Here is a 12964-nt window from a genome sequence, read left to right on the forward strand (position 1 = left end):
CATTTGTAAAATTTTAAAACAGTTTAAAATCTCAATTTTGCAGTATAAAACTATTTAAAATGAACTGGATTATTTTAATCATCGCAGGATTATTTGAGGTTGCATTTGCATCTTGCCTCGGAAAAGTAAAAGAAACAACCGGAAACGAAATGTATTGGTGGTTCGGAGGATTTTTAGTTTGCTTAACAATCTCAATGCTTTTACTCATCAAAGCCACAGAAACTTTACCTATAGGAACGGCTTATGCAGTATGGACCGGAATTGGTGCTGTAGGAACCGCATTGGTTGGAATTTTAGTATTTAAAGACCCTGCAAGTTTCTGGAGAATATTTTTCATCTGTACGTTAATTGGTTCTGTGATTGGCTTGAAAGCCGTTTCGCATTAATTGTTTGTTTTAATAAATTTAACATTTATCACTATTTGTAGAGTATTTATTTTCTATCTTTGAAATAAAAATACTATGATAAAAACTATACTCTTTTTAACATTGGCAAGCAATTTAATTTTTGCTCAGAATTCAGATCTTTTTAACAACAATTGGTATATTTCACAGATTGTTACTAATAACCAAACAACCATTAGTCCAACAATGCAAGTCTCAATTGGTACTTCACATTTCAACAGCAATACTAATTTTGTTTCTTCCTATTTTAATACAGCGGGTTCTATGATTACTTTCAATACGCTTACAGACAGCTTTACAAGACAAGGTGGTGGCTGCACTCTAGCCGTATATAATGGTACAAATGCAGCGGCAGCTCAAGCGTATGATCAAAAAAACTGTGATTTTTTTATTAACACAAGCTCAGGCACAATTTTCAATTATCAAATTATCAACAACAGCAATTTAAAAACACTTATCATTACCAATGCCACAACAGGAGATAAAATATATTATAACAATTCATTTCTAGGTACAAAAGAAAATGCCTTAAAGAAAACATTTAAAGTTTATCCTAACCCTTCAAGCGACTTTTTGATTGTTGAAGATTTAGAGAAAAATTTAAAAGTGAAAATTTATGATCTGTCTGGAAAATTATTATTTGAAACCTTATCTTCCGGAAAAACATTAAAAGTAGATGTAAGTAATTTTCAAAAAGGTCAATATCTTTTAAATATTGAAAATTTTAAATCTGAATTTTTTATTAAGAATTAAAATCTAACTTAACAAACAAAAACGGCTTCAAAATTTGAAGCCATTTTTATTTCTTTAAAACGATTGGTAAAATCTCGTTTTGTCTTAAACCATATTTTCTTATTTCTTCATCAGAAAATTCTTGGGAATAAAAGTTCGCTTCAACTTCAAAACCAGCTGTTTTTAGACGGTCAAAATAATCCATTCCGTACCAACGAACATGATCGTATTGCCCAAAATGTTTTTGGCGTTCTTTTGGATCTGTAATGGAGAAATCTTCATAAGTTTTCTCCAAAGAGTTTTTCATCGGAACCTGTAAAATCCCCCAACCTCCGGGTTTCATCACACGATAAAGTTCACTCATCGCTTTGGCATCATCCTGAATGTGTTCCAAAACATGATTACAGAAAATAATATCAAAACTTTCATTTTCAAAAGGTAAATTTAAAATATCAGCTTTTACATCTACAATCGGTGAATATAAATCTGCCGAAATATAGTTGAGATTACTCATTCTTTTAAACTTTCTCAAAAATTCCTGTTCGGGAGCGATATGTAAAACTTTATAATTTTTAATGAAAAAATCGGTTTCATTCTGAAGATAAAGATACATTTGACGGTGTCTCTCAAGACTTAAAGTTCCGGGAGATAATGCATTTTCTCTCTGTTTTCCATATCCATAAGGAAGAAATTTTCTGTAAGATCTACCATCAATAGGATCGAAAAACTGATCTCCTTTAAAGAACTGGTAAATCAACGGTCGCGCCCAAATGCTCATTTTAATCAGCATAGGACGTGGAATTTTATTTAATAAAAACTTAGTCAGCTTTTTCATTAAAAATCCAATTGAAATGGCTTTTCTTCATCACTTACAATTCCCAAAGCCTCGTAAATATAATCAAATGTTGAAAGCAAAACCGGTTTACCGTTAATCACACAAACGTCATGTTCGAAATGTGCAGAAGGTTGATTATCAAGTGTTGTAACCGTCCAACCATCGTTATGGAATTTTACTTTTTCAGTTCCTAAATTAATCATTGGTTCAATAGCAATTGCCAAACCGTCTTTGATAACTTTTCCGCTTCCTTGTTTCCCGTAATTCGGAACTTGAGGATCTTCGTGCATTTTCTTTCCTAAACCATGACCAACAAGCTCTTTTACCACACCATAACCTTCTTTCTCACAATGTTGTTGAATAGCATGGGAAATATCTCCAATTCTTTTTCCTCTGATGCATTGCTCAATTCCTTTGTAAAGAGATTCTTTGGCAACTTTTAATAACTTTTTAGTTTCAGGTTTCACTTCACCAATTTCAAAAGTATAAGCATGATCACCAACGTAACCGTTAAGAATTGCACCACAATCAACAGAAAGTACATCTCCTTCTTTAATTTCTTCATTATTTGGAAAACCATGAACAACTTGTTCGTTTGGCGAAATGCAAAGAGAATTTGGGAAACCTCCGTATCCTAAAAATGCAGGTTCAGCACCATGATCTTTAATAAAATCGTGTGCTAATTTATCTAAATATAAAGTAGTAATTCCCGGTTTGATTTCTTTTGCCAACATTCCTAATGTTCTGGAAACCAATCGGGCACTTTCTTTCATAAGACGAAGTTCGTCTATCGTTTTTAATTGAATCATTATTTAATATAGATGTTAGATATTAGATGCTAGATATTAGATTTTCAACTTAATGAATAAATTTTTAATTCTAAACACCCTTATCTTTTTGATAAAATTATTAAAAGCGATATTAAAACTAATTTCTAACATCTAACTTTTAATTTCTCTTGAAATTACCAAAAAAGTCCTTTTTTCTTTTCTTTTTTTAGTTTTGAATAAGCTAAAACCTCTTTTCCTTCAACTCGGAATTCAATTCTTTCGTTGATGATGTTGTAGATTTCGCCCCAACCCGGAAAGCCACCAAGATTTCTGTCGTCAATAAACCAATCCGCGTCTAATTTTCTTGACTGTGCTTCAGAATCGAAAACTTCTCCTTCAAAACTTGAGTTAATTGCGTAGAACTCAATACCATTCTGTCTGCAGAATTCTACAGCTTCATCTAAAGTTTTTCCGTGTCTGTATGTCCAAAGTATCAACCTAAAACCTTGAGACTGAAGTTTTTTAAGTGTTTCGAAAGCGAAAATTTTAGCTTTTCCAATAGCCGGATATGCATCGTCTACGATAGTTCCGTCAAAATCGACAGCAATTTTCTTATTATTTAACATTTTGTTGCGTTTTTAGCTGGGCAAAGATACTAAATAAATAAAAAAGAGTGTCGAAAAACATTTGACACTCTTTTTTATAATTTATTGTTAAAATCTAATTATTTTTTAACCCAAGAGAATTCGTACTGTAAATCCGGAGTAGAAATTCTGTCTGTAATTTTCTGTAATCTTGATGGAAGTTTCATCAAGTATTCCTGTGCTTTTTCAGCTTTTTCAGTAAGACCTGTAATATGTTCAATCTTCCATTCATCCAGAAGATCTTTCATGATATTGATATAATCCTGACCTGTATACACCATGCATCTTTGTGCTGCATCTGAAAAATGCCCCCAAAGTTCACCAGCTTTTTGACCAGACTGTCTCATCATGTGAGCCGGCATAACAATTTTTTTACGCATCATATCTTCAAATGCCAAAATCATTTCCGATGGATCCAATTCTAAAATTTTTGCCACGAAATGTTTATATGCTTTCGCATGTCTTGCTTCATCAGCAGCAATTACACCGCACATTTTTGCTAGTTTACCGTTTCCGGTTTGTTTTGCTAAAGTACCTACTCTTCTATGTGAAACGTTAGTTGCTGTTTCCTGAAAACTAGTGTAGATAAAGTTTCTGTAAGGATCCATGCTTGTTCCGATGTCAAAACCATCACTAATCAGATATTGGGTGGTAATTTCCATCTGTCTCATGTTTACTCTACCACATAAATACAGATATTTTCCAAGTAAATCACCGTGTCTGTTTTCTTCGGCAGTCCACGATCTTATCCAGCTTGCCCAGCTCGGACCACTTTTTTCCTGATCAATGCCGTCAACGCTCATTAGCCAAGATTCATAAGAAGGTAAAGCTTCCTCAGTAATACAGTCGCCAATCAACGTTACGAAAAGGTCATAAGGCATTTCTTGAGCGAAAGTCTGAATTTCTTCTAAGTCATATTTAAAATCAGAGCTAGAAGGATCTGGTAAATAATCTGAAGGCTGCCAAATTTTCTCAATTGGAGTCAAAAACTTATCGAGAAAAGAACCTACTTCCTTTTCCAAAATACCCATTACTTCTTTTCTTACGAGAGCATTATACATCAAAAAACAAATTTATAATTTACAAAGATAAGCTTTATTTGTTATTTGTGACATAATATAATATGTAAGTCATACTATTTCTGACATAAATCATAAAAAATACCGCTATTACTATGGTAACGGTATTTTTACAGTATTATTACTCAATTTAGCTCACTAAAATATCTCCTGTCATAATTGCTGGAATTTCAACACCCATCACTGATAAAATTGTTGGTGCCATATCTCCTAATTTTCCTGGCTTTAAATTCCAGTTTTTTTCTTTATCCATCACAATTAAAGGAACCAAATTGGTTGAATGTTGCGTGTTGGGAGACCCATCTGCATTAATCATTACATCAGAATTTCCATGATCTGCCAAAATGAAAACAGCATAACCATGTTCATAAGCCATATTTGCTACTTTTTCGATGCATTTATCAACTGTTTCAGCGGCTTTTACAGCAGCCTCAAAAACTCCGGTGTGACCAACCATATCTGTATTTGCAAAATTTAAACAAATAAAATCAGCGGTTTCGCTTTCCAATTCCGGTAAAATTGAATTGGTGATTTCATATGCAGACATTTCAGGCTTCAAATCGTAAGTAGGAACGTCTTTCGGACTCGGACAAAGCAATCTTTTTTCGCCGTGAAATTCCTCTTCACGACCTCCCGAAAAGAAGAATGTAACGTGAGGATATTTCTCTGTTTCAGCAATTCTAATCTGAGTTTTCCCATTTCTTTCTAAAACTTCACCCATTGTATCTTTTAAAACTTCTTCATCAAAAACAACATTTACATTTTGATAAGTTTTATCATAATTCGTCAACGTTACATAATGAAGATTTAGCTTTCGCATAAAATATTCAGGCATATCGTGCTGACAAAGAACTTCTGTAATTTCACGACCCCTGTCTGTACGGAAGTTGAAACAAATCACAACATCATTATCAACTATTTTTCCAACCGGAACAATGTTTCCAATCTGAGTTTCTTTAACTAAAATAATTGGTTTGATGAATTCATCTGTAATATTTTCGTCATAAGAAGCTTTAATTGCAGCCAAAGCATTTGTAGTCTGCAAGCCAACTCCTTCTACCATTGCATCGTAAGCCAATTTCACACGTTCCCATCTTCTGTCACGATCCATTGCAAAATATCTTCCGGTAACAGAAGCTAATTCACCCGTTGTCTCGTTCATGTGATTCTGAAGTTCTTCAATAAATCCTAAACCAGAATGCGGATCACAATCTCTACCGTCTGTAAAAGCATGAACATAAACATTTTCATTTAAGCCAAAATCTTTCGCAGCAGACAATAATCCTTTTAAATGATTGATATGCGAATGTACTCCACCGTTGGAAACCAAACCGATAAAGTGGACATTTTTATTTTCGAGTTTTGCATAAGCAAAAGCTTCCTGAATTACTTTTTCATGTCCTAGAGTTCCATTTTCTACGGCCATATTTAGCTTTACCAAATTCTGATACACTACTCTACCTGCTCCCAAATTCATGTGACCCACTTCAGAATTCCCCATCTGTCCCAACGGAAGACCAACCGCCAAACCGCTTGCTTCTAAAGTTGTGTGAGGAAATTTCTGATAACAGCTATCTATGAATGGTGTATTTGCCTGATCTAATGCAGAAACGTTAGGATTTGTTCCCAAACCCCATCCGTCAAGTATTGCTAATATTGCTTTTTTAGACATTTTATTTTGATTTTAAACAAACAAAGTTACCTATTTTTGAACGATATGAACAATTTTCAAGGTTTAAATTTTACTTAAAAGTTTAAACAAAATCAATGCAAATCGTAAGTCTAGCCTACAAATTTTTAAAATGATATTTACTATTGAAATTTAATTATCAGGAATTAGAAATATTATTTTTAATTTTGTTTTATGGATTTACGAGATCAACTAAAAAACCTTTTTCCAACCCATGAAGAGCAGGATTTTCAGATGCCTGAAGAAGAATTTAAGCAGAAGGAACCTTTGGTTTGCAAATTTGAAAAGAAAGGCAGAAACGGAAAACCTGTAACGATTGTAGAAGGTTGGGAAGGCAGTGAAGAAGATTTGAAAAAGATTTCAAAAAAAATAAAAACCACTTTGGGAATCGGTGGTTCTGAAAAAGATAACACAATTATCATTCAGGGAGATAACCGTGATAAAATCATGGCGATTCTGAAAGATTTGGGTTATAAAACGAAAAGAGTCGGGGGATAATTTAAAAATAAATCTGTGTTTGAGGCATCAAAGCTTTAAGCTTTTCTATTGTTGATTTATCCATAGGATTTCCTGCTAAAATAAGGGTTTTAAGATTTTTCAATTGAGCGAATTCTTTAGGAAGATCTTTTAACTGATTGTGTGCAAGATTCATGCTTACAACATTTCTCAATCCTTTTACTTTTGGTGAAATTTCTTTAAGATTGTTCTCACTAATATTTAAAAACTCCAGATTTTTAGATTTAAACATCATTTCCGGTAGTTTTACGATTGAATTTTGTTGTAATTCAAGATATTTCAGCTTTTCAGGAAATTTCACATCTGTTAAATCATTGATCTGATTGGCTGCAAGATTGAGATATTTTAAATTTTTAATCTGATCTAAATCTTTCGCTACAAAACTAATTTGGTTGCTGGAAAGATTGATTTCTTCCAACGCCGAAATTTTAATTAAAGCTTCAGGAAAAACATTCAGATTATTGGCATCAAAATGAGCTACTTTTAGATTTTGAAGCTTTGAGAAATTCGGATTTATTTTCGTTAAGCTATTCAGATTCATCGAAAAGCTTGTCATATTTATCAGTTCGCCAATTTCATCAGGAATAAATTTGATGCTATTTGCGTTTAAATTTAATATTTCAAGTTTTTTAAGCTTAAAAATTTCATCGTCCATTTTCTCTAATTTATTTCCCATTAAATTCAGAAAAAAAAGAGAATCCATTTTTGAGAGCTCAGGAGAAACATTGAAAATACCTTTATCTCTGAAACTCATACTGTAAATGGTTTTCTTGCTTTTCAAAGCATCATCTACATCTGTATAAGTAGGATATTTTAAAGGATCAATCTGTGCATAAATATTCGACAGAGAAAATATTGCAATGAGATAAAGTATCTTTTTCATAATAAAAAAAGCCACCGACAAAGAAAATGTCGGCAGCTGAGAAAGAAAGTTAGTAATTATTTTTTAAGAATTTTTACAGTTTTCTGGAAACCGTCTGCTTCGATGTTCAACATCAAAACTCTTGAAACCTGAAGTTGAGAAGTGAAATCTAATTCTAATGAAGAATTTGATCCTGTAAACTTCTTGCTGTAAACAATTTTACCATCCATACTGTAAGCTGTTACAGAAAGGTTTTTAAGTGCTTTTGGAGAGTTTATTTTTACCAAACCTGAAGTAGGATTCGGAGAAACTGTAACTTCTGTTTGAGCAACAGCTTCTGTTGTTCCTAAAGTTCCGTTTGTTCCTAAAAACTGCTGAAGCGCTATAACCATTGTCGCAGATTTACCTTTATAATCGATTGTATTTCCAGTTGCGTCAATATCTGTAGAAATCGTAGAATCCGGATGCTGAACAGAGAAAAACCCGAATTTATGATCTGGAGTAAACGTCAATCCTGTTGGTTCCGAACCTGCAGGCATAGAAGCAAAAAGTCTTACATTAGGATTTGCCTGAGTGTGAGTAGGCGCAACTACCCAAATATAATTTTTCCCTCCATCCTGAAGAACCCAAAGATTTCCAAGTTCGTCAAATGTTAAGTTATCATTACCATCCCCCCAAGTTTCAGTTTTAACTCCTTGAGCGGTGTTGAATGAATATTGTGTATTTAATCCGCCAACGAACACTTCTACTTGTGAAACAGTACTTCCATTGTCCTGCATACGATAAACTTTATTCAAGCCTTTTGCTGTAAAGTAAACTTTTCCGTCAAGTGGGCTAATTTCAACATCTTCAATACCGTTAAATGATGTTCCGCCAAGAGATTGTGCTAAAGCTGTTGTATTATTTTGGTCAGCCTGAGTTTTGTTAGGAATCTGAACCCATGATGCAGTCGTTACAACCGGATCTCCGTTTGATAATCCCTGATCTAATTTCAATACGTATAAATTTCCGGATGCAAGATTGTTTGGCGTATCCATTACATATTTATAAACCATGTTTGTTCCACCATCTTCACCATAATATGCGGTAGTTCCTGCATTATTAATCACTACATTTTCATGATTCATAATTCCCATCTGCCAAAGTTTATCTTTGGTTCCATTGGTATTATGAGACATAACCTGAGCTGTTGCAGGATCAATTTCTACCAACCAACCGTAATCTTTGTATCCGTCTGCATTGGTATCGTTTCCTGTAACAGATTCTTCTGCGGTAACAATTGTTCCCCAAGGTGTAACTCCTCCAGAACAGTTTCTGATAGTTTGTACTAAGCTTGTTGCAGAAAAACTGACACCTCTGGATTTTGTTAATTGCCAAAGTTTTGTAGAAGTATTATAATTGATTTCTGCCATTGTTACTCCACCAGGATTGGTTTCATGATTTACAGATAAATAACCATTTTCGCTGCTTGTATTTTTAGGAACATAACCTGTAAAATCGTTTTGTCCGCCAACTAATCCTCCACCTTCTGTATAAGCATCACCTTCTTTAAGGATCATTTGGAATCTATGCTCTGCAGGGATAATTAATTTTGCAGTTTGACCAGTAGGAACAATCGATGTAAAACAGCTAATGTGAGTTCCTGTACAAGTATTTACAGGAGGTGTAGGTATTGTAGCAACCGTTTTAAGATAAGCATCAATAGTTAAATCAGAACTCGAACCATTTCTGTTGTGCAATTCGATTGAAATTCTGTTAACTCCTTGTACAAATTTACTTTTCAGAATAGAAAATACGTTGATTGCAGTCTCTGAGGCCCCATCGATTGTTGTAATAGAAGCTGTATTGTGTGTAATCGTTCCTGTAGGCATATTATCTCTAACAACCTCTTCACCATTCAAATAAACCACGATACCGTCATCTCTTCTCACACCAAATTCCATAGTATTGGTAAGATCTGCTAAGTTTACAGTAAAATCTTTAATGAAATATGCAGTAGGTAAACCCGTAGCGCCATTGTGTATAGTGGTTGTTACCGGATCACCATAACCTAATGGTCCATTACCCGAAAACCAAGCTGAAGCATCAAAATTGGTGTTTTTCCAATTTGCCGATGGTGCTGCGTCGAGATCATAAAATTTCCAAGAGCTTTGCAATCCAAAAATTGTAGTCTGAGCTTGTATTGCAGAGCTTGTAAGGAAAGCCAGCATCGCAACTGTAAGTAGTTTTTTTTTCATTTTTAATACTTTTTATTTTTCTGTTGCAAAACTATTTTATTATTGCGAAGCCTCTATTAATAAGGTTTTAATTAAACAGGCATGAAAATTAACAAATCAAAAACCTAATGTTACGGGGATTAACTTTATGTTAAATTATTTTGGAAATTAAATTCTATATAGCAGATTTTATTTAAATTTTGTCTTGCTGATGTCCGTTAAAGAATTTAGAAAAGCGATAATCTGTTTAATTTCTAAAGGGGTAAGTTCCAATTTATCGGCCGGTAAAGTTTGATTTTTTATTTCTAAACCAAGACCTTCTGCTCCACCTTCATTGTAAAATTCTAGAACCTCTTCCAAAGTATTGAAAGCTCCATTATGAAAATAAGGTTTTGTAAGTGCAATATTTCTTACCGTAGTTGTTTTAAAAGAATTTTCATAAATCCAGGAATCTTCTTTTTTGACATTACTTTTTATTCTTCCTCTGTCTGAATCTATTTCTAAAGGCAGGTTTTGAATTGGTTTCTTAGTAATTCCCAAAACTTCAGATTCATTTTCATTGAAAAACGGAGGAACAAGCCCTGAGAAAAGAGGTGCAAAATGACAAGTTGCACAATTGGCTTTTCCCATAAAAAGATTAAAGCCTTTTTTTGCATCATCAGAAATTTCTTTCTCATTCCGCATAAATCGGTCAAAATCACTATCGAAAGAACTTAATGAAGCAACATACGAACTCAAAGCTTTAGAAAACGTCTGTTTATCAATATTTCCATTTTTATAAGCTTTTTTAAATGCTTTTTTGTATTCTGGATTTGTTTTTAGTTTTTTGATGATACTTTCGTAGCTTGTATTAAATTCTTCAGAATTATAAATAACGTGTTCTGCTTGTTGTTCCAGATAATAAGCTCTCATATCATAGAAGAATCTTTTAGCAAAAACAGCATTGTATAAGGAAGGTGAATTTCTTAAAACGGTTTTTCCTTCAACATTACTTAAAGATTTAGATTTGAGATCTGTAAATGCGTTTTCTGGAAGATGACAGGTTGCACAGCTCATTTTTCCGTTGTCGCTTAATGTCTCATCATAAAATATTTTCTTTCCTAAACTTCTCAAATCATCATTATCTTCAGAGTCTTTTAGCAATGTAAAAAAGTAAGGATTAAGAAAATCACTGCTGAAAAAATTCTTATTTGAAGCATTCCAGCCTGAAAACTCCTGCAAATCATCTTTATTCCCGTCCCATTTTCCCAATTCTTCATAAATAGGCTGTAAATGTTTTTTATAAAATTCAATTCTGTCGAACGTTTCAAAATCCTTGTTTTTCGAAAGATAATTTACAGCATCAGAAAACATCCTATCTGCAATTTCAGTATTGTAATTTTTAAAGTAAGAATCGTTTTGAATATATTTTTTCATTCCCTTAAAAGCGTGACTTGCTTCTTCAGAAATATTTAAAGATCCTGGAGTGTCAAAACCAGTAAGTCCCAAAGTGTAAATTCTGATTAATTCAATTCTTAATGGAAGCGTTTTATTTTTGCCTTGACTTGTTCCGTTTTTTATTGAATTTAGATAAAAACTATTGTAATTATTATAAAGAAAATTAGTGATATCAGTTATTTTATCTTTTTGCCCGTGTGCTTCATCGGAAAAAATTAATTCATCTAAAACCTGCAAACCTTCAGGAGGCAAAGTATAAGCCGTAGTTCCTGCTGCTTCAATTCTAAATAAAGGTGCCGCATTAAGATGCGTTTTTGAAAATTCAGGATAATGATACGCAATATAAAATTCTATTTCTTTGTAAGAGTTTCTTGTTTCGCTTAATGATTTTTGAAGTTGTTCCAGACTGATCTTATCTTCTTTAAAAAGATCAGTATCAGATTTTAGGTTTTCAAGTTTTAATTTAAAATCAGATAATCCTACTTTCACAAAATTATTTTCATTCGTATGACCTTTATCGACCGTTTTGAATGACATCACGGAAACTCCGATTAATAAAGCTAAAATAAGAAGTGGATAAGATTTCATTAAAAAATTTTAACCGCAAAGCTATCATCTTTACATTACCACAATTTTAACAAGTAATTAAATAATGTTTATATTTTAATTCATTTAAATTTTATTATTTTTAAATCCCCAAAAATCAAAATAGACATTCATATAAAATAATTTAAAAATAAAATATGTTAAATAAACTTGCAGCTTCCGAGTTGGTTCTGAACGATGACGGAAGTGTTTATCACCTTAATCTTTTACCCGAAGATATTGCCGACAAAATTATTCTGGTTGGAGATCCCGACAGAGTTCCGAAAGTTTCTAAATATTTTGATAAAGTAGAAATTAAAAAAAATAAAAGAGAATTTTATACGCACACCGGAACTTTGCGTGGCGAAAGAATTTCTGTAATGTCAACGGGAATCGGAACTGAAAATATCGACATTGTAATGAATGAACTTGATGCTTTGGTGAATATCGATTTGAAGCAAAAAGAATTTAAAACAGAACACAAATCTCTGGAATTATTCAGAATGGGAACTTGCGGAAGCGTAAATCCGGATGTTCAGGTTGATAATATGCTGGTTACTCAAAATGTGGTTGGATTAGATGGCCTGATGCATTTTTATCAGGATTATCAATTTGAAAATGAATTTTCTAAGCAGTTTTTTGATAATTTTCCTTATGAAAAAATAAAACCTATGCTTTATTTTTCAGAATGGTCTGAAGAATTAGGTGATTTATATAAAGACGCAAAATATCACGGAAATACAGCTACTTTCCCCGGATTTTACGCTCCACAAGGAAGACAGCTTCGTTTAAAATCTTTGGATGACAAATTCCTGGAAACCTTAAATGATTTAGGAATTACTAATTTTGAAATGGAAACATCTGCGATTTATGCTTTCTCAAAATTATTAGGTCATAAAGCAATTACCGTAAATAATGTTATCGCCAACAGAAGACGTGGTGAATTTTCTTCAGATCATCATACTTCAGAAAAAAATCTGATTGAATGGGTTCTGGATAGAATTATTAAGTAATAAAAAAGGATTTCAAAATTGAAATCCTTTTTTATTTTAAACTTAAAACTTACAGAAAAAACTTTGAAGTAAAGAGGAATATTTAATGTTTTTGTGTGTTTTAGATATAGATTTTAAATGACACAACTAATACATTTAATTCGATTTTAATAATGAAATAATAGTAAATTAATAAAAAAAA

Annotated in this window: 12 protein-coding genes; 4 read left to right on the forward strand and 8 right to left on the reverse strand. The window is 32.7% G+C overall.

Annotated features, from left to right (window positions below):
• Positions 1-59: 59 nt before the first annotated feature.
• Together OEA66_RS09670 and OEA66_RS09675 are read left to right on the forward strand one after the other, a co-directional pair.
• The gene (locus OEA66_RS09670) at positions 60-386 is read left to right on the forward strand and encodes a DMT family transporter (RefSeq protein ID WP_267281178.1); all 327 of its coding nucleotides are present in this window, start codon (positions 60-62) and stop codon (positions 384-386) included.
• A gap of 75 nt (positions 387-461) precedes the next feature.
• Positions 462-1157, forward strand: coding sequence for a T9SS type A sorting domain-containing protein (locus OEA66_RS09675; RefSeq protein WP_267281179.1), 696 nt, complete (start codon positions 462-464; stop codon positions 1155-1157).
• 46 nt (positions 1158-1203) lie between these two features.
• Here the strand turns inward: OEA66_RS09675 and OEA66_RS09680 are convergent, their stop codons facing one another.
• The 5 genes from OEA66_RS09680 to gpmI form a co-directional block, all read right to left on the reverse strand.
• Positions 1204-1971, reverse strand: a complete 768-nt coding sequence (locus tag OEA66_RS09680) for a class I SAM-dependent methyltransferase (RefSeq protein ID WP_267281180.1) — start codon at positions 1969-1971, stop codon at positions 1204-1206.
• The gene (map, locus tag OEA66_RS09685) at positions 1971-2780 is read right to left on the reverse strand and encodes a type I methionyl aminopeptidase (protein WP_267281181.1); all 810 of its coding nucleotides are present in this window, start codon (positions 2778-2780) and stop codon (positions 1971-1973) included. The genes OEA66_RS09680 and map overlap by 1 nt, the downstream gene beginning before the upstream one ends.
• A gap of 155 nt (positions 2781-2935) precedes the next feature.
• Positions 2936-3367, reverse strand: coding sequence for a BT0820 family HAD-type phosphatase (locus OEA66_RS09690; RefSeq protein ID WP_267266053.1), 432 nt, complete (start codon positions 3365-3367; stop codon positions 2936-2938).
• A gap of 98 nt (positions 3368-3465) precedes the next feature.
• A complete protein-coding gene (locus OEA66_RS09695) occupies positions 3466-4446 on the reverse strand; it encodes an acyl-ACP desaturase (protein ID WP_267266052.1) in 981 nt (326 codons plus the stop codon).
• Positions 4447-4594: 148 nt separating this feature from the next.
• A complete protein-coding gene (gpmI, locus tag OEA66_RS09700) occupies positions 4595-6136 on the reverse strand; it encodes a 2,3-bisphosphoglycerate-independent phosphoglycerate mutase (protein ID WP_267281182.1) in 1542 nt (513 codons plus the stop codon).
• A gap of 192 nt (positions 6137-6328) precedes the next feature.
• On the opposite strand from gpmI, the gene OEA66_RS09705 reads away from it, so the two are divergent.
• The gene (locus OEA66_RS09705) at positions 6329-6652 is read left to right on the forward strand and encodes a translation initiation factor (protein ID WP_267281183.1); all 324 of its coding nucleotides are present in this window, start codon (positions 6329-6331) and stop codon (positions 6650-6652) included.
• Between the two features lies 1 nt (position 6653).
• On the opposite strand, the gene OEA66_RS09710 is transcribed toward OEA66_RS09705, so the two are convergent.
• The 3 genes from OEA66_RS09710 to OEA66_RS09720 all read right to left on the reverse strand — a co-directional run bounded on the left by OEA66_RS09710 (position 6654) and on the right by OEA66_RS09720 (position 11773).
• Positions 6654-7553 (reverse strand): leucine-rich repeat domain-containing protein, encoded by a 900-nt coding sequence (locus tag OEA66_RS09710; RefSeq protein WP_267281184.1) that lies wholly within the window; start codon positions 7551-7553, stop codon positions 6654-6656.
• 56 nt (positions 7554-7609) lie between these two features.
• The gene (locus OEA66_RS09715) at positions 7610-9769 is read right to left on the reverse strand and encodes an alkaline phosphatase PhoX (protein WP_267281185.1); all 2160 of its coding nucleotides are present in this window, start codon (positions 9767-9769) and stop codon (positions 7610-7612) included.
• 168 nt (positions 9770-9937) lie between these two features.
• A complete protein-coding gene (locus tag OEA66_RS09720) occupies positions 9938-11773 on the reverse strand; it encodes a cytochrome-c peroxidase (protein WP_267281186.1) in 1836 nt (611 codons plus the stop codon).
• Positions 11774-11928: 155 nt separating this feature from the next.
• Between OEA66_RS09720 and OEA66_RS09725 the strand changes: the two genes are divergently transcribed.
• A complete protein-coding gene (locus OEA66_RS09725) occupies positions 11929-12783 on the forward strand; it encodes a nucleoside phosphorylase (protein ID WP_267281187.1) in 855 nt (284 codons plus the stop codon).
• Positions 12784-12964 lie beyond the last annotated feature (181 nt).

The organism is Chryseobacterium luquanense (assembly GCF_026460945.1).
Lineage (GTDB): Bacteria > Bacteroidota > Bacteroidia > Flavobacteriales > Weeksellaceae > Chryseobacterium > Chryseobacterium luquanense.

Bases quoted from the DNA above. Each gene is read 5' to 3' on its own strand.
- OEA66_RS09725 (WP_267281187.1), top strand. From the start codon at position 11,929: ATGTTAAATAAACTTGCAGCTTCCGAGTTGGTTCTGAACGATGACGGA.
- OEA66_RS09705 (WP_267281183.1), top strand. From the start codon at position 6,329: ATGGATTTACGAGATCAACTAAAAAACCTTTTTCCAACCCATGAAGAG.
- OEA66_RS09695 (WP_267266052.1), bottom strand. From the start codon at position 4,446: ATGTATAATGCTCTCGTAAGAAAAGAAGTAATGGGTATTTTGGAAAAG.
- OEA66_RS09680 (WP_267281180.1), bottom strand. From the start codon at position 1,971: ATGAAAAAGCTGACTAAGTTTTTATTAAATAAAATTCCACGTCCTATG.
- map (WP_267281181.1), bottom strand. From the start codon at position 2,780: ATGATTCAATTAAAAACGATAGACGAACTTCGTCTTATGAAAGAAAGT.
- OEA66_RS09670 (WP_267281178.1), top strand. From the start codon at position 60: ATGAACTGGATTATTTTAATCATCGCAGGATTATTTGAGGTTGCATTT.
- OEA66_RS09710 (WP_267281184.1), bottom strand. From the start codon at position 7,553: ATGAAAAAGATACTTTATCTCATTGCAATATTTTCTCTGTCGAATATT.
- OEA66_RS09715 (WP_267281185.1), bottom strand. From the start codon at position 9,769: ATGAAAAAAAAACTACTTACAGTTGCGATGCTGGCTTTCCTTACAAGC.
- OEA66_RS09720 (WP_267281186.1), bottom strand. From the start codon at position 11,773: ATGAAATCTTATCCACTTCTTATTTTAGCTTTATTAATCGGAGTTTCC.
- gpmI (WP_267281182.1), bottom strand. From the start codon at position 6,136: ATGTCTAAAAAAGCAATATTAGCAATACTTGACGGATGGGGTTTGGGA.
- OEA66_RS09675 (WP_267281179.1), top strand. From the start codon at position 462: ATGATAAAAACTATACTCTTTTTAACATTGGCAAGCAATTTAATTTTT.
- OEA66_RS09690 (WP_267266053.1), bottom strand. From the start codon at position 3,367: ATGTTAAATAATAAGAAAATTGCTGTCGATTTTGACGGAACTATCGTA.